The organism is Nocardia sp. NPDC020380 (genome assembly GCF_044386975.1).
Classification (GTDB): Bacteria; Actinomycetota; Actinomycetes; order Mycobacteriales; family Mycobacteriaceae; genus Nocardia.
On sequence record NZ_JBIRVQ010000016.1, the window covers coordinates 144,563 to 166,208 of the forward strand.

At 67.7% G+C, this 21,646-nt stretch carries 22 protein-coding genes; 19 read left to right on the top strand and 3 right to left on the bottom strand.

Annotation, left to right across the window (positions count from 1 at the left end):
* The first annotated feature begins 24 nt into the window (after positions 1–24).
* From murD to ACH438_RS37140, 17 genes are all read left to right on the top strand, one after another.
* A complete protein-coding gene (gene murD / locus ACH438_RS37060) occupies positions 25–1,467 on the top strand; it encodes a UDP-N-acetylmuramoyl-L-alanine--D-glutamate ligase (RefSeq protein ID WP_397014279.1) in 1,443 nt (480 codons plus the stop codon).
* A complete protein-coding gene (gene ftsW, locus ACH438_RS37065) occupies positions 1,464–3,050 on the top strand; it encodes a putative lipid II flippase FtsW (protein ID WP_397014136.1) in 1,587 nt (528 codons plus the stop codon). Before murD ends, ftsW begins: the two co-directional genes overlap by 4 nt.
* 47 nt (positions 3,051–3,097) lie before the next feature.
* Entirely contained in the window at positions 3,098–4,612 is a 1,515-nt protein-coding gene (gene murC / locus ACH438_RS37070; RefSeq protein ID WP_397014281.1) for a UDP-N-acetylmuramate--L-alanine ligase, read from the top strand.
* 6 nt (positions 4,613–4,618) lie between these two features.
* Complete coding sequence (locus tag ACH438_RS37075) at positions 4,619–5,605, top strand: cell division protein FtsQ/DivIB (RefSeq protein ID WP_397014138.1); 987 nt, start codon at positions 4,619–4,621, stop codon at positions 5,603–5,605.
* Positions 5,606–5,926: 321 nt separating this feature from the next.
* Entirely contained in the window at positions 5,927–7,189 is a 1,263-nt protein-coding gene (gene ftsZ / locus ACH438_RS37080) for a cell division protein FtsZ (RefSeq protein ID WP_397014140.1), read from the top strand.
* A gap of 185 nt (positions 7,190–7,374) precedes the next feature.
* Positions 7,375–7,923, top strand: coding sequence for a hypothetical protein (locus ACH438_RS37085; RefSeq protein WP_397014142.1), 549 nt, complete (start codon positions 7,375–7,377; stop codon positions 7,921–7,923).
* A gap of 70 nt (positions 7,924–7,993) precedes the next feature.
* Positions 7,994–8,734 (top strand): peptidoglycan editing factor PgeF, encoded by a 741-nt coding sequence (pgeF, locus tag ACH438_RS37090; RefSeq protein ID WP_397014144.1) that lies wholly within the window; start codon positions 7,994–7,996, stop codon positions 8,732–8,734.
* Complete coding sequence (locus ACH438_RS37095; RefSeq protein WP_397014146.1) at positions 8,731–9,516, top strand: YggS family pyridoxal phosphate-dependent enzyme; 786 nt, start codon at positions 8,731–8,733, stop codon at positions 9,514–9,516. Before pgeF ends, ACH438_RS37095 begins: the two co-directional genes overlap by 4 nt.
* A 104-nt stretch (positions 9,517–9,620) precedes the next feature.
* The gene (locus ACH438_RS37100; protein WP_397014148.1) at positions 9,621–10,403 is read left to right on the top strand and encodes a cell division protein SepF; all 783 of its coding nucleotides are present in this window, start codon (positions 9,621–9,623) and stop codon (positions 10,401–10,403) included.
* Between the two features lie 337 nt (positions 10,404–10,740).
* Entirely contained in the window at positions 10,741–11,043 is a 303-nt protein-coding gene (locus ACH438_RS37105; protein WP_397014150.1) for a YggT family protein, read from the top strand.
* A gap of 72 nt (positions 11,044–11,115) precedes the next feature.
* On the top strand, positions 11,116–11,949 hold the full coding sequence (locus tag ACH438_RS37110) for a DivIVA domain-containing protein (protein WP_397014152.1): 834 nt from the start codon (positions 11,116–11,118) through the stop codon (positions 11,947–11,949).
* A gap of 156 nt (positions 11,950–12,105) precedes the next feature.
* On the top strand, positions 12,106–12,315 hold the full coding sequence (locus tag ACH438_RS37115; protein WP_397014154.1) for a hypothetical protein: 210 nt from the start codon (positions 12,106–12,108) through the stop codon (positions 12,313–12,315).
* Positions 12,316–12,624: 309 nt separating this feature from the next.
* Complete coding sequence (gene ileS, locus ACH438_RS37120) at positions 12,625–15,825, top strand: isoleucine--tRNA ligase (RefSeq protein WP_397014156.1); 3,201 nt, start codon at positions 12,625–12,627, stop codon at positions 15,823–15,825.
* 115 nt (positions 15,826–15,940) lie between these two features.
* Positions 15,941–16,213: a type II toxin-antitoxin system Phd/YefM family antitoxin gene (locus ACH438_RS37125; protein WP_397014158.1), complete on the top strand. Its 273-nt coding sequence runs from the start codon at positions 15,941–15,943 to the stop codon at positions 16,211–16,213.
* A 7-nt stretch (positions 16,214–16,220) separates the two neighbouring features.
* Positions 16,221–16,472: a type II toxin-antitoxin system RelE/ParE family toxin gene (locus tag ACH438_RS37130; RefSeq protein WP_397014160.1), complete on the top strand. Its 252-nt coding sequence runs from the start codon at positions 16,221–16,223 to the stop codon at positions 16,470–16,472.
* A gap of 88 nt (positions 16,473–16,560) precedes the next feature.
* On the top strand, positions 16,561–17,364 hold the full coding sequence (locus tag ACH438_RS37135) for an MFS transporter (RefSeq protein WP_397014162.1): 804 nt from the start codon (positions 16,561–16,563) through the stop codon (positions 17,362–17,364).
* 131 nt (positions 17,365–17,495) lie between these two features.
* On the top strand, positions 17,496–18,032 hold the full coding sequence (locus ACH438_RS37140) for a C40 family peptidase (protein ID WP_397014164.1): 537 nt from the start codon (positions 17,496–17,498) through the stop codon (positions 18,030–18,032).
* A 6-nt stretch (positions 18,033–18,038) separates the two neighbouring features.
* Here the strand turns inward: ACH438_RS37140 and ACH438_RS37145 are convergent, their stop codons facing one another.
* Positions 18,039–18,452: an organic hydroperoxide resistance protein gene (locus ACH438_RS37145; RefSeq protein ID WP_397014166.1), complete on the bottom strand. Its 414-nt coding sequence runs from the start codon at positions 18,450–18,452 to the stop codon at positions 18,039–18,041.
* A 110-nt stretch (positions 18,453–18,562) separates the two neighbouring features.
* Between ACH438_RS37145 and ACH438_RS37150 the strand changes: the two genes are divergently transcribed.
* Positions 18,563–19,099, top strand: coding sequence for a TetR/AcrR family transcriptional regulator (locus tag ACH438_RS37150; protein ID WP_397014168.1), 537 nt, complete (start codon positions 18,563–18,565; stop codon positions 19,097–19,099).
* On the opposite strand, the gene ACH438_RS37155 is transcribed toward ACH438_RS37150, so the two are convergent.
* Complete coding sequence (locus tag ACH438_RS37155) at positions 19,100–20,125, bottom strand: hypothetical protein (RefSeq protein ID WP_397014170.1); 1,026 nt, start codon at positions 20,123–20,125, stop codon at positions 19,100–19,102.
* A gap of 57 nt (positions 20,126–20,182) precedes the next feature.
* Here ACH438_RS37155 and ACH438_RS37160 point away from each other — a divergent pair, with 57 nt between their 5' ends.
* The gene (locus tag ACH438_RS37160; protein ID WP_397014172.1) at positions 20,183–20,626 is read left to right on the top strand and encodes a MarR family winged helix-turn-helix transcriptional regulator; all 444 of its coding nucleotides are present in this window, start codon (positions 20,183–20,185) and stop codon (positions 20,624–20,626) included.
* Positions 20,627–20,647: 21 nt separating this feature from the next.
* Here ACH438_RS37160 and ACH438_RS37165 read toward each other — a convergent pair whose 3' ends face one another.
* Positions 20,648–21,535 (bottom strand): UTP--glucose-1-phosphate uridylyltransferase, encoded by an 888-nt coding sequence (locus ACH438_RS37165; protein WP_397014174.1) that lies wholly within the window; start codon positions 21,533–21,535, stop codon positions 20,648–20,650.
* Positions 21,536–21,646: the final 111 nt, after the last annotated feature.

Below are 21,646 nucleotides of genomic sequence, written 5' to 3' on the forward strand. Positions count from 1 at the left end.
AGGGTCCTGCGTTCTCCGGGACCCATGCTCGAATTCCTGCGTGGCCGTGACGTTCTCGTCGCCGGATGGGGGGTGTCCGGGCGCTCGCTGATCGAGCCGCTGCAGGACATCGGCGCCCGCCCGGTGGTGACGGACGGCGGCGAGAAAGCCCTGGCCGAGGCCGCCGAACTGGGCCTGGCCACCGCCACCGGCGCGGACCTACTGGAACCCGATGCGCTGCAACGGTTCGCGCTGGTCATCACCAGCCCGGGCTGGCGGCCGGATTCCCCGGTACTGGTCTCCGCCGTGACCGAGGGCATCCCCGTGTGGGGTGACGTCGAGTTCGCGTGGTGGGTGGATCAGGCGCGCATCTACGGCCCGGTCCGCAAGTGGCTGGTCATCACCGGCACCAACGGCAAGACCACCACCACCCAGATGACGCACGCCATCCTGCGCGCCGCCGGCATTCCGTCGGTGGCCTGCGGCAATATCGGCCTGCCCATCCTGGACGCGCTGCGGCGCAGCCCGGGACCGCAGGTGCTGGCGGTGGAACTCTCGTCGTTCCAGCTGCATTGGGCGCCGTCGGTACGGCCCGAGGCCGGTGTGGTGCTGAATGTGGCCGAGGATCACCTGGATTGGCACGGCGGGCTCGACGCCTACGCCGCCGCCAAGGCGCGAGCCCTCACCGGCCGCGTCGGCGTGGTCGGCCTGGACGATCAGGTGGCCGCCGCGCTGGCGCGGAAGTCCAAGGCGCGCCGCACCGTCGGCTTCCGCATCGGCGTCCCCGCCGACGGGGAACTCGGCGTGGTGGACGGCAAACTGCTGGATCGTGCCTTCACCAAGGCCGCGATCCTGGCCGAGGTCAGCGATATCAGCCCGCAGGGCCCGGCCGGTGTGGCCGATGCTCTCGCGGCGGCCGCGCTCACCCGATCCATCGATGTGGCCCCGCAGTTCGTGAAGGAGGGGCTGCAGGAGCACAAGGTGGGCCCGCATCGCGCCGCGTTCGTGCGCGAACTCTCGGGTGTGGAATTCGTCGACGATTCCAAGGCCACCAACCCGCATGCCGCGCGGTCCTCGATCCTCGCGCACCCGAATGTGGTGTGGGTGGCGGGCGGTCAGCTCAAGGGCGCGGGCGTCGAGGATCTCGTCGAGGAGACCCGGGATCACCTCGTCGCCGCCGTGCTCTTCGGCGTCGACGCGCCGGTGATCGCCGCCGCACTCGCGCGACACGCCCCGGATGTCCCGGTCGTGGAGCTGAATTCGAGGGACGATGCCGGTATGGGTGAAGCCTTCACCGAGATCGAACCTGACGCGGTGATGGCTCGTGCTGTGCGCGTGGCGGCCGGATACGCCCATCGCGGCGATACCGTGCTGCTGGCCCCGGCCGCGGCATCCCTGGACATGTTCGCCGACTACACCCATCGCGGCCGCAGTTTCGCCGCGGCGGTGCAGGCCTTGGACGAGAAGGACATCGGGAGATCGGAATGACGGCGGCGCCATCACGGCGTGCCGTGAGCAGGGAACAGCGGGCCGCGAGCCGGACCGGAAAGCAGGCAACGGTGCGACGGCTGCCGATGAACTGGTTCGGGGCCTGGCTGGCCCGCCCGCTCGCCTCCTTCCACCTGGTCGTGGCCATCGCGGTGCTGCTCACCGTGCTCGGCCTGGTCATGGTGCTCTCGGCGTCGAATGTCGAGGCGTACGCGAACGGCTCGTCGCCGTACTCGCTGTTCATCCAGCAGGCGCTGATGGCCCTGTTCGGCGGGCTGCTGTTCTATATCGCCCTGCGCGTGCCGATCCGGGTGCTGCGGCAGTTGTCGTTCCCGGTGTTCGCGATCTCGGTGGTGCTGCTGGTCCTGGTGCTGATCCCCGGCATCGGCACCGAGGTGCAGGGCTCGCGGCGCTGGTTCGACCTCGGGTTCGTGTCAGTGCAGCCGTCCGAGATCGTGAAAGTCACGCTGGTGGTGTGGGGTTCGCACCTGCTCGCCTCGCGGCAGGCCGAAAAGGCGAGCTACAAGGACATTCTCATGCCGCTGGTGCCCGCGGGCCTGCTGGTGTGTTTCCTGGTGGTGCTGGAACCCAACCTGTCCACCACCATCGCGCTCGGCATCGTGCTGACAGCGCTGCTGTGGTTCGGCGGGCTGCCGCTGCGCATGTTCGTCACCATCGCCATCTCGGGCGCGGCGGCCGCGGGCATTCTGGCGCTGTCGGCGGGGTACCGCTCGGACCGTATGCGCGCCTTCTTCAGTCCGGGCTCGGATCCGCAGGGCATCGGCTATCAGGCGCGGCAGGCCAAGTACTCGCTGGCCGACGGCGGCATCTGGGGCCGCGGGCTCGGGCAGTCCCGCGCCAAGTGGAGCTACCTGCCCAACGCGCACAACGACTTCATCTTCGCCATCATCGGCGAGGAACTCGGTTTTCTCGGATGTGCGCTGGTCCTGGGGCTTTTCGCGCTGTTCGTGTACACCGGTCTGCGCATCGCCAGCCGCTCGGTGGACCCGTTCCTGCGGCTGCTGACCGCCTCGGCCACCTGCTGGATCACCGGGCAGGCGCTGATCAATGTGGGCTATGTGGTGGGTCTGCTGCCGGTGACCGGTCTACAGTTGCCGCTGGTGTCCGCGGGTGGTTCCTCGCTCGCCATCACCCTGCTCATGTTCGGCATCATCGCCAGTGCCGCCCGGCACGAACCCGAGGCGGTGGCCGCCCTGCACGACGGCCAGGACGGCCGCTTCTCCAGGATGCTGCGGCTGCCCAAACCCGAAATGTATTCGCCCGCAAGGGCACAGGCGGCGCGCGCCAAGTCGAAGGCCAAGGCCAAGGCGAAGGCCGCGGCGAAAGCGAAAGCCGGCGTCAAACCGGGCCCGCAGCGACGGGCCCTGCCGTCCGGCAAGGGCGCGAAGGGCGGGAAAGGCGTCAAGAGCCGGGGCGGCTCCGACCGGGTCCCGCGCAGATCGATAGATTCGGATTCGGCCCGGCGCACCACCAGCCGCTCCACCGAATCGTGGCGCAGCACCCGGGCCTGGGAACCCAGCTATCCGATGCGACATTCGAGGGAACGAGGTAATTCCAGGTGACGTCCGAGCAGCACACCGATCTGCCGGAACTGCTGCAGCGCGTGCACATGATCGGCATCGGCGGCGCGGGCATGTCCGGCATCGCGCGAATCCTGTTGTCGCGCGGCGGCATGGTGTCCGGTTCGGACGCCAAGGAGAGCCGCGGTGTCCTCGCCCTGCGCGCCCGCGGCGCCCAGGTCCGCATCGGGCACGACGGCAGCGCACTGGATCTGCTGCCGGGCGGCCCGACCGCCGTGGTCACCACCTATGCCGCGATCCCCAAGACCAATCCGGAACTGGTGGAGGCGCGCGAACGCGGCGTCCCGGTGCTGTTGCGCCCGACCGTGCTCGCCGAACTCATGCAGGGCCACAAGACCCTGCTGGTCTCGGGCACCCACGGCAAGACCTCGACCACCTCCATGCTGGTGGTCGCCCTGCAGCACTGCGGCTTCGATCCGTCCTTCGCGGTCGGCGGCGAGCTCAACGAGGCGGGCACCAATGCCCACCACGGCACCGGCGGCATCTTCGTGGCCGAGGCCGACGAGAGCGACGGCTCGCTGCTGCAGTACGCGCCGGACGTCGCCGTGGTCACCAATATCGAATCCGACCACCTGGACTACTTCGGCACCGACGAGGCCTACACGCAGGTGTTCGACGACTTCGTCGACCGGCTGCAGCCCGGCGGCCGGCTGGTGGTGTGCGTGGACGATCCGGGCTCGCTCGGACTGGCTCGTCGTTCCGTGGCGCGGCTGGCCGGCGATCCGCGTGACATCGAGGTGATGGGTTACGGCTCAGCCGATTTCGCGACGATGCCCGATGATCCGGGCCTGCCCGCGAACGGGGCGGATGGCGTGCCCGGAGCCGGGCAGGCGGCCGCCGCGGCGGTGCCGATCGGTGCGCGGCTGCTGTCCTGGGAGCCCCGGGATGTGGGTGGTGTGGCGGTTTTCCAGCTCGCGGACGAGCCCGCGCCGCGCACCCTGCGGCTCTCGGTGCCCGGCCGGCACATGGCGCTCAACGCGCTGGGCGCGCTGCTCGCCGCCCGCGCGGCCGGCGCCGATATGGGCGAAATCATCCAGGGTCTGGAGGGTTTCGGCGGCGTGCACCGCCGCTTCCAGCTCACCGGGCGCGAGAACGGCGTGCGCGTCTTCGACGACTACGCCCACCACCCGACCGAGGTGCGCGCGGTGCTCAGCGCCGCCGCCGAACTGGTGGCGCAGGAGGCGCGCGACGGCGCCCGCTCGCGGCCGGGCCGGGTCATCGTGGTCTTCCAGCCGCATTTGTACAGTCGCACCGCCACTTTCGCGACCGAGTTCGGCGCGGCCCTGTCGCTGGCCGACGAGGTCGTGGTGCTCGATGTCTACGGCGCGCGCGAGGAACCGCTGCCCGGCGTGAACGGTGCGCTGGTGGCCAACGCGGTCACCAAACCCGTGCACTACCAACCGGATATGTCGCGGGTCGGCAAGCAGGTCGGCGCGCTGGCGCGGCCCGGCGATGTGGTCATCACCATGGGCGCCGGCGATGTCACCATGCTGGGCAGCCAGATTCTCGACGGGCTGCGGGCACGACCTTCACACGGGCGGTGAGCGGGCATGGGCTCGGGTGGGGGAGCGGACGACCGGCCGGAACACGGCCACGCTGATACCGGTCACGGCCGCGCCGAGCCGGAAACCGGTCACACCGGTGAGGTGCCGGACGACGACCTGTACGACACCGAAGCCGACGGCGCGGACGACGGCTACGACGACGACGGTTACGCCTACGACGACGACGAATTCGCGCACGAGGACGACGGCTACGAGGACGCCGACGGCGTGCCCGCCGCGGCGGATTCCGCACGGCCGGAAGGGGCGGCGGCCCGGCGGGCCCGCTTGCGCCGCGGCCGCGCGCCCCGGGAATCGCGGGTGGCCGGCGCCTGGCGCTCCCGCAAGGTGCGGATCGGGCTCGCCGCCGGTCTGGTGGCGGTGCTCGTAATCGGCCTGGTGGCATGGTTTTCGCCGATCCTGGCGGTACGCAGTGTCCGAATCGACGGTCTGTCAGCGGTTCCGGAGCAGCAGGTGCGCGATGCCCTGCAAGTACCGGATGGTCTGTCCATGCTGCGCCTGGACACCACGGCCATGGCCGACCGCGTCGCCAAGCTACCCAAGATCCGTACCGTCCGGGTACAGCGCAAGTTTCCGTCCAGCGTGATGGTGACTGTCGTCGAGCGCACCGCGGTCCTCTACTTCGACAGCCCCGACGGCACCCACCTGCTCGATTGCGACAGCGTGGAATTCGCCATCGAACCGCCGGGACCGGGTGTGCCCAAACTCGTCACGGACCATCCGGGCGGTTCGGATCCGGTCACCAGGGCGGCGGTCGCGGTGATCTCGTCGGCCCCGCAGGGCCTGCGTGATCAGGTGGGACAGGTTGTGGCCCGCTCGGTTTCGGACATAGCCCTCGAGTTGCGAGACGGCCGTACCGTGTTGTGGGGCGGCACGAACGATTCCCCGCGCAAGGCGGCGGTCGTGTTGCCGCTGCTCACCCAGGACGGCAAGGTCTTCGACATTTCGAGTCCGAATCTGGTAACGGTAAAGTGAGCGATACCCATTGAGCCGCCGAATTTTTCGGCGGCTTGCCGGAATGTCACCGTCGGTTCCATCTCGGCACCGGAGGGCAACCGTCCACGATACGATGCCTGGGTGGGCCGAACGGGCTGAATCACACAAGATTCTGACACTCGTGTCGGCGCGCCTGCGCTGGTAACGCGGTGGCCGCGAATAACGTTCCGCACCAGTCGGGTACTTGACATAACGCTGAAGCTATGGTTGAGGGTTTATCGGACCGAGACCATGAGCGTCGGCATACGGCGAGCATCCGAAGACGACAAGCTGTTTCAGATCGAAGGAAGGCGAGAGCCCATGACGCCCCCGCACAACTACCTTGCTGTGATCAAGGTCGTCGGTATCGGCGGCGGCGGCGTGAACGCCGTCAACCGGATGATCGAACAGGGACTCAAGGGAGTCGAGTTCATCGCGGTCAACACCGACGCGCAGGCTCTGCTCATGTCCGATGCCGACGTCAAGCTCGATGTCGGCCGTGAACTCACCCGTGGTCTCGGCGCCGGCGCGGATCCCGAGGTGGGCCGCAAGGCCGCCGAGGACCACAAGGACGAGATCGAAGAGGTGCTCAAGGGCGCCGACATGGTCTTCGTGACCGCCGGCGAAGGCGGTGGCACCGGTACCGGCGGCGCCCCGGTCGTCGCGCAGATCGCCCGCAAGCTCGGCGCCCTCACCATCGGCGTTGTGACGCGGCCCTTCTCGTTCGAGGGCAAGCGCCGCAGCGGCCAGGCCGAGGCCGGCATCCAGGCGCTGCGCGAATCCTGCGACACCCTCATCGTCATCCCCAACGACCGGCTGCTGCAGCTCGGCGACGCGGCCGTCAGCCTGATGGACGCCTTCCGTTCCGCGGATGAGGTGCTGCTCAACGGTGTTCAGGGCATCACCGACCTGATCACCACCCCGGGCCTGATCAACGTCGACTTCGCGGACGTCAAGTCCGTCATGTCCGGTGCGGGCTCGGCCCTCATGGGCATCGGCTCGGCGCGTGGTGAGGGCCGGTCGGTGAAAGCCGCGGAGGCCGCGATCAATTCGCCGCTGCTGGAGGCGTCCATGGACGGCGCCCACGGCGTGCTGCTCTCCATCGCGGGCGGTTCGGACCTCGGGCTCTTCGAGATCAACGAGGCCGCCTCGCTGGTGCAGGAGGCCGCGCACATCGAGGCCAACATCATCTTCGGAACGGTCATCGACGATTCGCTCGGCGACGAGGTGCGGGTCACCGTGATCGCGGCCGGTTTCGACGGCAGCGGCCCGTCGCGCCGCATCGAACCCGCTGTCGCGCGCAATTTCAGCTCCACCACCGCCGCCAATACCGCCAGCGCGTCGGCCGGAACGGTCAGCCGCACCAGCGAATACAGCACGGCGCGGGCTCCGGAGCCGGCGCCCCGTCAGGAGCCGGCGCCCGCACCCCCGACGGCGCCCGTCTCCGAGCGCGGTCCGGTCCCGTCCTACGGCGCGCCGCGGCCCGCGGTCGACCCGACGGTTACCACCAACCCGCGCAGTCACATTCAGCCCCCGGACGCGGACGACGACGATGTCGACGTCCCGTCCTTCATGCGCCGCTGACGCGGTCATGATCTCCTCCGGCGCACCGGTCCTCCGCTCGGCGGAACCCGGTGCGTCGTGCTTTCCGCCTGTGACCTGCCGCTTCTGATGTGACGCAGCGCTCATTCGGCCGGATGCTAGCGTGCTCGATCGTTGATTGCCAGCGGGTAGCTGTTCACCTGTAACGGGTTCGATCAGGAGGAATCATGACGATACGACGCACGATCGGCAGCGGCATCGCGCTGCTCGCGGCCACCGGCCTGACCGCGGCGGGCACGGCCCACGCCGCCCCAGGCCTGCAGCTCACCGCCGGTCAGAACCTCGTCGTGAATCCCGCCTTCGCCGACGGCAGCAACGGCTGGGGCGTGCACCTCTACAACGCCGATCTGAACGCCGGCACCGCCTCGGTCCACGACAGCGGGTACGTGGGCCAGGACGTTCCGGTCACCAAGGGCTCCGAATACACCTTCTCGGTGCAGGTCTCGGCGGCCGACGGCGGCGGCGTACTGGCGCTGGCCCTGGACTCGGTCTCCAACAACGCCTATGTCAGCCAGACCGTGAATTCGACTGCGCCCGCCACGATTTCGCAGACCTTCACCGCCCAGGGCGCCAAGGTCTACATCGCCTGCCAGGCCACCGCCGGTCCCGGCGGGACCTGCACCGACTTCAGCGTCACCCCTACCGGCCGCACCGCCGGCACCGGCTCGGCCAGCGGTTCCGCCGGCAGCTCCACCGGTTCCTTCGGCTCGAGCTAGCCGTCACGGGCGATATTCGCCACGTGTACGGAGCCGGGGTTGCCGCCCGGTGGCCACTACGCTCGAAGGCATGACTTCTGCTGCACAGGCTTTCCGGACCAGGCGCGTGGTGACCACGCGCGCGGGCGGGTTCTCCCAGGCGCCCTACGACTCGTTCAACCTCGGCGATCATGTGGGGGACGATCCGGAGGCCGTGCGGCGCAATCGGGTTCGGCTCGCGGAGAACATCGGCCTGCCGCCGGAGCGGCTGGTGTGGATGGAACAGATCCACGGCCGGAACGTGGAGATCGTGGACGGGCCGCGCACCGAGCCGGTGCCCGCCACCGATGCGCTGGTAACCACGCGGCGCGATCTGGCGCTGGTGGTGCTGAGCGCCGACTGTGTGCCGATCCTGTTGTCCGATGACGAGGCCGGCGTGATCGCGGCCGTGCACGCGGGCCGGATCGGGGCGCGCATCGGCATCGTGCCGCGGGTGCTGGAGATCATGATCTCGGTGGGCGCCAAGCCCGAGCGCATCGGCGCGTTCCTCGGACCGGCGGCCAGCGGTCGCCAGTACGAGGTGCCCGCCGCCATGCGCGCGGATGTCGACGCGCATCTGCCGGGCAGCGCGACCACCACCGCCAAGGGCACCCCCGGACTGGATCTGCGCGCGGGCATCCGCCGGCAGCTGGAGGCGGCGGGCGTGCCCGCGGTCGCGGTGGACCCGCGGTGCACCATCGAGGACAAGACGCTCTTCTCACATCGACGCGGCGCGCCGACCGGACGACTCGCCGGTGTGATTTGGATGTCATCGGAGGGAATCGCAGAATGACCGAGAATATCGCTGCCGCAACCGGTTCCGGACCGACCGCGGCACCCGCCGACGAGAGCCTCGTCACTGCCCGGGCGACTGTGTTGTCGGCGAGCCTGACGGCCCTCACCGCGCGCATCGACGCAGCGTGCCGGGCCGCGGGCCGCACATCCGCCGAGGTCCGGCTGCTGCCGGTGACCAAGTTCTTCCCCGCCTCGGATATCGAGATCCTCTATGGGCTCGGCCGCCGCGAGTTCGGTGAATCCCGTGAGCAGGAGGCTTCCGGCAAGGTGGCGCAGCTACGCCACCTGTCGCAAGTACGCTGGGAATTCATCGGCCGCCTCCAGCGCAACAAGGCGAAACACGTTGCACGCTGGGCGGATACGGTCTATTCGGTCGATAGCGACAGGCTGGCAACAGCCCTTGACGCCGGCACCGAGGCGGCCCTCGAAACCGGGGAGCGGCACAGCCCCTTGCGAGTGCTGCTCCAGGTGAGTCTCGACGACGATCCGGAGCGCGGTGGCGTACGCGGAGCAACCTTGCTCGCGCTCGCCGATCAGGTCGCCGCTTCGGCATCACTGCAGCTAGCGGGCTTGATGGCGATTCCGCCGGTGGATGCCGATCCCGATGCCGCGTTCGCCGAACTGGAGCGGATCCACGCCTCCTTGTTGCGCACACATCCCGAGGCCACGGAGCTGTCGGCGGGCATGTCGGGGGATCTCGAGGCCGCCATCCGCCACGGCTCGACCTGCGTGCGTGTCGGTACGGCACTGATGGGCGCGCGACCGATAACCTCGGCGTAGCAAACAAACCTCATCAGTCACATATGAAACATATGCTTGGTGGCGGACGAGGACTGAGCAGGACAACACCTCAGGCCAACCGGGGCCGAAGGAAGGTCGACCAGATGAGCACGCTGCACAAGTTCAAGGCGTACTTCGGGATGGTTCCGCTCGAGGACTACGAAGACGATTACGTCGATGACCGTGGTGTGGGTGGGGGAGCCCGGAGTGCCGACGAGCGGGCCCAGCGCCGCCCCCGGCCATATGCCGAACGTGAGTACGACCGCTACGACGAGCGCGATCGCTACGACGACGAGCCCGCCTACGAACCGGCGTACAAGGCGCCGTACAAGCCTGCCTACAGCGCGTCCCGCCGTGACGAATACGACGAGCGGGACCGCTACGAGGACGACCGGTACGAGCCGCCGCGCCGCCCCACCCGCATCGACACCGCGCCGTCCAGCCGCACGCGTTCGGTGGGCGGCAGCGCGCCCATGGTGCGCGGCACCACGCGGGGCGCGCTCGCCGTGGATCCCGAGGCCGAGCGCCGAATCGAGGAGATGCGGATCGAGGAGCGCCGGATCGAATCCGCCCGCAACCGCTCCGAGATCTTCGCGGACGGAGGGCCCTTGTCCAAGATCACCACGCTGCGCCCGCGCACCTACGCGGAGGCCGCCATCATCGGTGAGCGCTTCCGGGACGGCACCCCGGTGATCATGGACCTGGTGGAGATGAGCAACTCCGACGCGCGCCGCCTGGTGGACTTCGCGGCCGGTCTGGCGTTCGCGCTGCGTGGTTCGTTCGACAAGGTGGCCACCAAGGTGTTCCTGCTGTCGCCCGCCGATGTCGATGTCTCCGCCGAGGAGCGCCGCCGCATCGCCGAAAACGGTTTCTACAACCAGAAGTAGCTGTATTTTCTGCCTCCGCTGCGCTCCGGCGTGTTCGCGGCCCTGCCGCTCGGTCTTCCCTCCTTCGCTCCTCCGCTTCGCTCCTCCGCTCCGTCGGTCCAGACCGAGCCGGGCCGCGAACCTGCGAGTTGAGCTGACAAGGAAGGGAATTCGGTGGCGCAGCGGGATATGGGGGTGCGCCGGTGGGGACTCGAGTCGTTCCAAGCTGTCCAGCCCGGTTGCCGCCAGGGTTGTCGTGTGTCGTGTCCGACATGCCCGAGTTGCATGAACCGCGCTGTGACCGGGGCGATGGCGTTTCTTATTTTGCAACGCAGTGAATCTCGGGCAGAGTGGCAGGGTGGCCTTGTTCCAGGTGTTGAACCTACTGCTGTTCCTCTTCTGGCTGCTGCTGATCAGCCGTGTCATCGTCGAGTTCATCCGCAGCTTCGCGCGGGACTGGCGGCCGACGGGCTTCGTCGTGATCATCCTGGAGGTGATCTTCACGATCACGGACCCGCCGGTGAAACTTCTGAGGCGTTTGATACCCCCAGTGAATCTTGGGGGAATTCGGCTCGATCTGTCGATAATGGTCCTGCTTTTCATCGTCTTCATCTTGATGACGATCACGGGCCAGGCAGGGCAGTCGATAGCTCAGGTGTGACAGAATGGGCCGAAAGAAAGCTTGCCCAGATCTACCGCTAGATCTCCATACGAAGCGCGAAGGGATCGTTCCATGCCGCTGACCCCCGCTGATGTTCATAACGTCGCGTTCAGCAAACCACCGATCGGGAAGCGCGGCTACAACGAGGATGAAGTCGACGCCTTCCTCGACCTGGTCGAGCAGGAGCTCTCCCGCCTCATCGAAGAAAACGCGGATCTGCGTCAGCGTGTTGCCGAGCTGGATGCCGAACTCGCCGATGCCAAGAAGAACCGGGGTCCGGTGCAGGTTGCCAAGCAGCCTCCGGTTCCGGAGCCGGTGAAGGCGGCGCCGCCGGTCGCGCCCCCGCCGCCCATGCCCGCCCCCGCGCCGGTCGCGGCCGTCAAGCAGGACGCGGCCCCCAGCGCGGACGCGAATCTGCAGGCCGCCAAGGTCCTTTCGCTCGCTCAGGAGATGGCCGACCGCCTCACCTCGGACGCGAAGACCGAGGCCGAGCAGCTGCTGGCCAATGCCAGAGCGAATTCGGAACGCCTGGTCAGCGATGCGCGCAGCCGCAGTGAGGCCATGATCGCCGACGCCCGCCAGAAGGCGGAGGCCATGCTGTCCGACGCGCAGAACCGCTCGGATTCCCAGCTGCGCCAGGCCAAGGAGAAGGCCGACTCGCTGCAGGCCGACGCCGAGCGCAAGCACACCGAGATCATGGCCACCATCACCCAGCAGCGCAGCGTGCTGGAGAGCCGTATCGAGCAGCTCAAGACCTTCGAGCGGGAGTACCGGGTGCGGCTGAAGTCCTACCTGGAGTCGCAGCTCGAGGAGCTGGAGAACCGTGGATCGGCCGTTCCGGTCGACGGCGGCGAGTTCAACGAAGGCGCGGCCGGCAACGGGGCACTTCTGAAGGGCAGCAAGTAAACTCGATACCGAGGCCAAGGCGCCGCTTCCGGGGTCCCGATCCTGGTGGTGACGCCGCCACCGCCGTCACGGCGGTAGCGACGGGCCCGAGGGGTTTCCGCACCATGCGGGGCTCCACGAACGCCGCTATCGACTCAGCGCGAGGGGGTGGTGCTCTTGCTCGTGATAACGCTCGTCCTGGCCGCAATAGGCTTCGGCCTGTTGGTGACCGCACTGACCACCGGTTCGGTGATCTGGGCGTGGGGCTGCATCATCGTGTGCGTGATCGGCGCGGTGCTGCTCCTCGTCAGTGCGTTGTCGTTACGCCAGGAGAACAACGATGAGGAGGCGCAGGCCAGGCCCGGCGGCCGGCATGCGAAACACTAGGTAGATCTTGGGCAAGATCTGCACGGACACGGGTCCGGGGAATATTCCCTGGACCCGTCCGGCTAGAATCAGCACTAGCAAGACGGCGTCGATCCGGCCATCACCGGGGAGTCTTCGGAAGAACGGCGCGTGAGCGCTCAGTAGAACCGAACGGGTGAGCCCGTCACAGCTCGTCACGAGAGGTTCGGTCGCACAAGGGTTCTCGATCCTGGGCCGAGCAAGCGGGGTGGTACCGCGGTACCGGCGCAGAGGGCGCCGAGATCGTCCCCGTGCCCATGATTGATGGCACGAGGAGACTGAGAGGCCGCCATGGCGGAGGACACCACCACCCGAACCACCGATTCGACGGCGCGTTCCGCGTATCCCCGCGTTGACCTGAGCCGCACGTCCGGCCAGGTGTCGTTCCCCGAGCTGGAGCAGCGGGTGCTCGACTACTGGGCGGCCGATGACACCTTCCGCGCGAGCATCGAGAACCGTTCCGATGCACCGGAATTCGTCTTCTACGACGGCCCGCCCTTCGCCAATGGGTTGCCGCACTACGGGCATCTGCTGACCGGATATGTCAAGGATTTGATCCCGCGCTTTCAAACCATGCGTGGGAAGAAGGTCGAGCGACGATTCGGTTGGGATACTCACGGCCTGCCCGCGGAAATCGAAGCTGAGAAGCAGCTCGGTATCACGGACAAATCACAGATCGATGCCATGGGCCTCGCGGAATTCAATGCCGCGTGCAAATCATCGGTACTGCGCTACACGAACGAGTGGCGTAACTATGTGACACGCCAGGCACGCTGGGTCGACTTCGACAACGACTACAAAACCCTCGACCTCGACTTTATGGAGTCGGTCATGTGGGCGTTCAAGTCGCTGTACGACAAGGGGTTGATCTACCAAGGTTTCCGCGTCCTGCCCTACAGCTGGTACGAGCAGACGCCGCTGTCGAATCAGGAGGCGCGCCTCGACGACGCCTACCGGATGCGCCAGGATCCGGCGGTCACCGTCGACATGCTGCTGCAGGTCCCCGCGGACCATCCACTGCACGCGCTGCACGGCGCCAACGCGCTCATCTGGACCACCACGCCGTGGACCCTGCCGTCCAACCTGGCCATCGCCGTGCACCCCGACCTCACCTACGTGCATGTCGAGGGCAAGGACGGCAAGCGCTATGTGTTGTCCGCCGAACGGGTCTCGCACTACGCGCGGGAGCTGGGCGAGGAGCCGACGGTGCTGTCCGAGCACTCGGGCGCCGCGCTGGAGGGCCTGCACTACCTGCCGCCGTTCGACTTCTTCCTCGGCCACCCGAACGCCCACCGGGTACTGAACGCCGACTACGTGACCACCGACTCCGGTACCGGCGTGGTGCATCTCGCGCCCGCGTTCGGTGAGGAGGACATGGATGTCGCCACCTCCTACGGCATCGAGGTGGTGCAGCCCCTCGACGCGGGCGGCAAGTTCACCTCGATGGTGCCGCCGTACGAGGGCCTGATGGTCTTCGATGCCAACCCGGTCATCATCAAGGACCTGAAGGCGGCCGGAAAGCTGCTGCGGCACGAGACCATCGAGCACTCGTACCCGCACAGCTGGCGTTCCGGGCAGCCGCTGATCTACATGGCGGTGCCGTCCTGGTTCGTGGCGGTCACCACCTTCCGGGATCGCATGGTGGAGCTCAACAAGGAGATCACCTGGGTCCCCGAGCACATCCGCGACGGCCAGTTCGGCAAGTGGCTGCAGAACGCGCACGACTGGAACATCAGCCGCAACCGCTACTGGGGTGCGCCCATCCCGGTGTGGATCTCCGACGATCCCGAGTACCCGCGCGTGGACGTCTACGGTTCGCTGGACCAGCTGGAGCACGACTTCGGCGTGCGGCCGACCGATCTGCACCGGCCGGCCATCGACGACCTGGTGCGCCCGAATCCCGATGACCCGACCGGGAAGTCGATGATGCGGCGCACGCCCGAGGTGCTGGACTGCTGGTTCGAGTCCGGTTCCATGCCGTACGCGCAGGTGCACTACCCGTTCGAGAACAAGGAGTGGTTCGAGGGCACCGCGACGGAATCCATTGGCGGCACCGCCGACGTCGCGCCGCACAGTCCCGGCGACTTCATCGTCGAGTACAACGGTCAGACCCGAGGCTGGTTCTACAACCTGCACATCCTGTCGACCGCGCTCTTCGATCGCCCGGCGTTCAAGTCGGTGGTCGCGCACGGCATCGTGCTCGGCGACGACGGCCTGAAGATGTCCAAGTCCAAGGGCAACTACCCGGACGTCAACGAGGTCTTCGACCGCGACGGCTCCGACGCCATGCGCTGGTTCCTGATGGCGTCCCCGGTACTGCGCGGCGGCAACCTGATCGTCACCGAACGCGGCATCCGCGAGGGTGTCAGCCATGCGCTGCGCCCGCTGTGGAACGCGTGGACCTTCCTGCAGCTCTACGCTTCGCAGCCGGGCGAGTGGCGGACGGACTCCGAGAACGTGCTGGATCGGTACATCCTGGCGAAGCTGGCGCAGACCCGCGAGGTCATGACCGAGGCGCTCGAGGTGTACGACATCGCCACGGCCTGCGACGAGTTGCGCTCGTTCGCCGACGCGCTCACCAATTGGTATGTGCGCCGGTCGCGTTCGCGCTTCTGGGAAGAGGACCGCGACGCCATCGACACCCTGCACACGGTGCTCGAGGTGACCACGCGTCTCGCCGCGCCGCTGCTGCCGCTGCTCACCGAGGTGATCTGGCGGGGCCTGACCGGTGGCCGTTCGGTGCATCTGGCCGATTGGCCGGCCGCGTCCGAACTGCCCGCCGATCCGGAACTGGTGGCGGCCATGGACGAGGTGCGCACCGCGTGCTCGACCGTGCTGAGCCTGCGCAAGGCCCAGAACCTGCGGGTGCGGCTGCCGCTCTCGGAGGTCACGGTGGCGGCCGCGGACGCGGATCGCCTGCGTCCCTTCGTGGATCTGATCGCCGACGAGGTGAACGTCAAGCGCGTCGACCTCACCACCGATGTGGCCGCGCACGGCCGCTTCGAACTCGTGGTGAACGCGCGTGCCGCGGGCCCGCGTCTGGGCAAGGAGGTGCAGACGGTCATCAAGGCGGTCAAGGCCGGCGAGTGGAGCGAGGCCGCCGACGGCACCGTCACCGCCGCGGGCATCGCGCTGCTCCCGGAGGAGTACACGCAGCGCCTGGTCGCCGCCGAACCCGAGTCCACCGCCGCCCTGCCGGGCAATTCCGGTCTGGTGGTGCTGAACTCGCTGGTGACCGAGGAGCTGGAGGCCGAGGGCTGGGCCCGCGACCTCATCCGCGACCTGCAGGAGACCCGCAAGTCCCTGGGGCTGGACGTCTCCGACCGCATCACCGTGGTCCTCGAGGTTCCGGCGGAGCGGCTCGCCTGGGCCGAAACCCACCGCGCTCTGATCGCCGGTGAAATCCTCGCCACCACACTGACTTTCGGTGCGGCCGGCGCGGACGCCAGTGAGGTCGTGGGCGGTGTGAAAGTCTCGATCACCAAAGCGTGAGTTATCGCTTATGGACGGGGCGGGGCCGAGCGGCCCCGCCCCGTCGCGTTCTGGGGGGCCGCGCGGTCGGACCCATCCGTGGCGGCTACTGCTCCGAATGGCTAACATGTTTGACATGAGTACACACAGCCTGCGTGAGTTGCGAATGCAGCTGGGAGCGATCGTGCGCGGGGTGGCCACGACCGGCGAGGAAGCGATCATCACCGACAGTGGCAGCGAGATCGCGGTCATCATCTCGATGGCCGACTACGAGCGCCTGCATGAGCACGCCGACCTCGTGGATGCGCTGAACCTGCGTCGGGTGCGCGATGAAGGCTTCTCGACGATGTCGATGTCGGAGATGCTCGATTCGCTCGGCGTGGATCCGGCCGACTTGATCGCTTCGTGAGGCGCGGATGCGGATCGAGTTCCATCCTGAGGTGCTGAAGCAGCTCCAGCGACTGCCGCGCGACGCCTTCGGCACCGCCCTCCACCTGATCATCGGCCTGGCGAAAAACCCGCGCCCCGACGGGGTGAAGAAGCTCGTCGGCAGCGAGAGCGACTGGCGTATCCGGTTCGGCCAGTACCGGATCGTCTACAACATCGACGACAAGGCCGGTGTGGTCACGATCTTCACTGTGGCCAAGCGCTCGGACGTCTACCGGTAGCACGTACTATCCCCGCGCTGCTGTCCACCGAGTACGCGCCGGAAGGGAAGCATGGGCTTACGCCTCCGCCCCCCAGATGGGTTCGCCGGTGGGCTTTTTCGCGGCGACGGGAGTGTTCTGGGCGCTGTCGGAGTGGCTGCCGAAGAGCGCGTTCGACTCGTGGGGCTGGCGGATTCCGTTCCTGTTGTCGTTCGTGCTGGTGATCGTCGGGCTGCGAATCCGGTTGCGGGTGGCGGAGACTCCGGCGTTCGCCTCGTTCCTGGCGCAGGAGTCCGCGCGCAAGGTGCCGACGCTGGAGGTGATCCGGCGCTACCCGAAGCAGCTGCTGCTGGGTGCGGGCAGCATCGTGGTCGTGTATGTGATGTTCTACACGGCGTCCACCTACTGCCTGACCTACACCACGAAAACCCTTGGTGTGCCGCGTAATACGGTGCTCGGCCTGACCCTGATCGCCGTGGTGGTGCTGGGTGTCGCCACCTTCACCGTGGCGCGCTGGTCGGATCTGGTGGGCCGGCGCCGGCTCATGCTCGCGGGTTCGGCGTTCGCGCTGGTGTGGAGTCTGGTGTTGTTCCCGCTGCTGAACACGAAGAGCCCGTTGGCAATCGTGGTCGGCCTGTCCGGCGCGCTGCTGTGCATGGGCATCGTGTGGGGTCCGCTGGGCGCGTTCCTGCCCGAACTGTTCGGTACCGATGTGCGGTATTCCGGTGCGGGTATCGCCTACAACATCGGCGGCGTGCTGGGTGGCGGTGCGGCGCCGCTGATCGTGGCGCAGCTGGGGGAGACCCGCGGGACCACGGCGGTGGGCCTGTTCATGGCGGCCATGGCGGTGATCTCGCTGCTGTCCATCCTGGCCCTGCCCGAGACGCGGCACCGGGACCTGTCGGAGGTCTGACAGCTATCCCGAGTGATGTGGATCTCCGGACACGCCAGTCTGGGGTTTCAGGTGAAGATTGTGATCCGTGAGATAAATGAGCAATCAGATAGCTAATTCGAGTTCGCATGCGGTTCCGAGAGGGCAAGTGCATGACCCGAACAGTGCTACGCCGATTCGCACAATTACTCGTCACCGCGGCCAGTCTCCTGCTCACCGCCACGTTCCTCGCCACGGCCGCGCACGCCGACACCGGCTCCGCCTCGGGATCGTCCTCGGGTAGCGGCTCGGGTTCGGCCTCCGGAAGCGCGAGTGGCTCCGCCCAGCTTCCGTTCACCAGTCCCCGCGCGCTCATCGCGCTCAATCTGGCTACTACGCAGACCGGTAAGCCCTACCGCTGGGGCGGTGTCGGCCCCGACGACTGGGATTGCTCGGGCCTGGTGCAGTGGGCTTTCCGCAGTGTCGGCGTCGATATGCCGCGCACCACCTGGCAACAAGCCGAGGCCGGGCTCGAAGTCCCGTTCGGCGCATTGCAACCGGGCGATGTGGTCGTCCTCAACGACGACGCCTCCCACGTAGGAATCTACGCAGGAGGCGGCAACGTGTTGAACGCGTACGACTGGGGTGTCCCCGTCGGCCTGACTCCGCTGAGCCAGTTCGACATCTACTCCATTCGACGCTTCTACTGAAACTGCTTACTCGACAACGAGTTCCACGGGGATGTTGCCGCGGGTGGCCTTCGAGTACGGGCAGACCTGGTGGGCGGCCTCGACGAGCGCCTTGCCCTCGTCGTTCTGCAGGTGGTCGGGCAGCTCGACGTGCAGCACGACGGAGATGCTGAAGCCGGTCTCGTCGTCCTTGTGCAGGCTGACGTCGGCGGTGACGGTGGTGTCGCCCAGGTCGACCTTCTGGTTGCGGGCGACGGCCTGCAGGGCGCCGGCGAAGCAGGCCGAGTAGCCGACGGCGAACAGCTGTTCCGGGTTGGTGCCGTCACCGGTGCCGCCGACCGACTTGGGCTGGGCCAGCTTCAGGTCGAGGTAGCCGTCCGAGCTGACCGAGCGGCCTTCGCGGCCGACCGAGGTGGCGGATGAGGTGAAGAGCGTGGTCATGTCGTTCCTCCTAGACAGACTTGTCTGTTCGCGGTCGAGCTTCAGAGTAGACAGGTCTGTCTGCTATCGTCAAGGGTGAGTTTCGAGCCCGGAAGGAGTGCTGGTCGGAGATGAGCGAAGCGCGTGAACGTCTACTCGACACCGCCACCCGGCTGTTCTACGCCGAGGGCATCCACACCGTGGGCATCGACCGCATCATCGCCGAGGCGGGGGTCGCGAAGGCCACCTTCTACCGGCACTTCAAGACCAAGGACGACCTCGTCGTCGCCTACCTGGTCCGCGAATACGGCCGCCAGCGCGAGGTTCTGGAGTCCGTCCCCGGCAGCGGCGCCGAATCCATCACCGGCATCTTCGAGCGGCTCGGCGAAATCAGTTGCGGGCCCGGCTTCCGTGGCTGCCCGTTCCTCAATGCGGCCGTCGAGTTCCCGGATCCGGAGCACGCGGTCCGCAAGGTGGTCGACGACTACCGCGGCTGGTTCCGCGACCTCATGGCAGATCGCTTGCGCACCGCCGGTTACGCAGTGACCGACGATGCCGCTCGCGCCCTGCTGCTGACTCGCGACGGGGTCGCGGTCAGCGGCGGGTTGAGCGACATCGAGACGGTCCGGGTCGGCATCCGGGTTGCCTTGTCCGGCTTGCGGAACTGATCAGACGCCGACGGTCTCTTCCATCTCCTCCTCGGCGATCTCCTCGGGCTCCGGGATCGAAACCGCTGCCGCCCGGCGCTTTTCGGCGAATCCGGCCGCGATCATGAGCACGATGCCGGCGGCGAGCCAGACGAACAGGCTGGCCAGGCGCGAGCCGAAACCGTTGCCGTCGAAGTAGAGCAGGCTGCGCGCGCCCTCCACGAATCCCGCACCGTTCCAGAAGGAATGCAGCGATCCGAAGAATCCGTTCTGCAGCCACGGGGTGTAGACGCCGCCCGAGCTGGTGAAGTTCAGCATGACGAACAGCACCATCATGGCCAGGGTGGTCCACCGCTTCAGGAAGGTGTGCAGCCCGATGCCGATGGCCAGGATGCCCGCCGAGTACAGCCAGGACATGGCCCAGATGGCGGCATTGTCATGGCCGACCACGTGGAAGATGGGGCCGGACAACGCGACTCCGATGAGGCTCACCAGCAGCGAGGTGACCAGGCCGATCAAGCCGCGCACCCAGATCGACAGTCCTGCGCCCGCCGCGCCGATGGCCGCGACGCTGCCGTAGGAGCCGATGCTCAGGGCCACCAGCAGGAAGAAGATGCCCTGCGCGGTCGGGTCGCCGGAGGCGGGGGTGGTGATGTCGGCGACGGTCAGCGGCACGCCCTGCTGCATGGTGACGCGGTCGAAGACCGCTTCGGCGGCCATGGCGGTGGTGTCGGATCCGGCCTTGGCGACGAGCAGTTCGGGGTGCTGGGCGTCGGGTACGAAGGCGCCGGCCAGGTCGCGGTGCCGTAGTTGGCTGACGGCGTCGTCGCGGGTGGGCAGGGTGATGACGTCGAGGGCGTCGCCGCCGTTGTCCTTCAGGGTCTGCGCGAGCACCTTCACCTGTGCGCTGTCGCCGACCACGGCGAGGGCGAGGTGGTTGGGTTCGGGCTGGTGGAAGGCGCCGAGGTAGGCCAGGCCCATGCCCAGGCACATGAGTAGCGGGGTGAGCAGGTGGGTGATTACGTGCCGGAGCTGTTGGGTGGCCATGAGCTTTCTTCTCCAATAGTTGGTAAATACAACCAAGCGAGGTTGTAGTCTACAACTATGGAGAAGGATCCTGCATTCCCCGCCCGCCGGGATGCGATCGAGGTCATACAGCGTGAGCTCACCGCGTTCGCGCGCCGCGCCCGCGGCAAGGCGGCCGAACTGCACCCCGAACTGTCGCTGGTGGCGTCGAGCATCCTCGACCTGGTCATCGAGCGCGACGGTTGCCTGGCGGCGGACCTGGCCGGCCACTTCCACCTCGACAAATCCACCGTCAGCCGCCAGGTGGCCGCGCTCGAGCAACTCGGCTATCTCGACCGCGAGGCCGATCCCACCAATCGCCGCAATCATGTCCTGCGGGCGACCCCGGAGGGCCGGCGGGTCGCCCGGGAAGCCGCCCGCAGCCGCACCGAGGCATTCACCCTGCGCTTCCTCGACTGGGAGGACGAGGATGTCGCGCGACTGGCCGAATACCTGGTGCGCTACAACGCCGCCGACGAGTAGCCCGCTCGCCGCGGCGCGGTGTCAGCGGGTGGTGTCGGTGACCAGCTGACGGAGCAGCGGGCCGTACTCGGGATGTGCCAGGGCCGAGGCGAATTGGGCCACCAGGTAGTCGGCCGGGTTGCCGGTGTCGTACCAGTTGCCGCGAATCACCTGGCCGTACACCGGATTCTCGGCGGCGTAGAGATTGATGGCGTCGGTCAGATACACCTCGCCGGTGCGGTGCGTGTACCAGTTGTCCACCTGGCGGCGCAGTTCCGCGATGATGCCCGGCGTCACCACATAGCCGCCGATGGCCGCGAACGAGGACGGCGCGTCGTTCGGCTTCGGCTTCTCCTTCAGCCCGCTGATGCGCATGAGGCCGTCACCGACGGTCTCCTCCACCACGGGCACGCCGTAGCGCTGCGACTCCGACGGATCCATGGGCATGAGGGCGAGCACCGGGGCGTCGGTCTTCTCGTAGGCGTCGATGAGCTGCTGGGCGCGCGGCACCTCGGCGACGAAGACGTCGTCGGGCCACAGCACCAGCATGGGCTCGTCGCCCAGGTGGCGGGCGGCGTTCAGGACGGGCGTGCCGTTGCCGTAGGGGCCGTGCTGGTCGAGGTAGGTGATGTGGCCGCGGCGGCTGAGCTCGCCGACCTCTTCGACGGCGTCGGCGTAGGCGGTCTTGCCGTCCGCGCGCAGCTGCGCGACGAGCGCCGGGTTGGGCCGGAAGTGGTCCTGGATCAACGACTTTCCGCCACTCACCACGATGGTGATGTCCGTGATGCCGGAGGCCACCAGTTCGCGCACCGTGTGTTCGATGACCGGCTTGTCGCCGACCGCGAGCATCTCCTTCGGAATCGCCTTGGTCAGTGGCAGCAGCCGGGAACCGATGCCGGCGGCGGGGATCACGGCCTTGCGAATCGTCATGGGTCGATCATCACACACAGGCCGGGACGGACTTGTCGGTAGCCGCTTGTAGATTTCCCGGTGTGAACACGGCTGCCCACCCCGCGGACCGGGACGTCCGTCCTGGTCGAA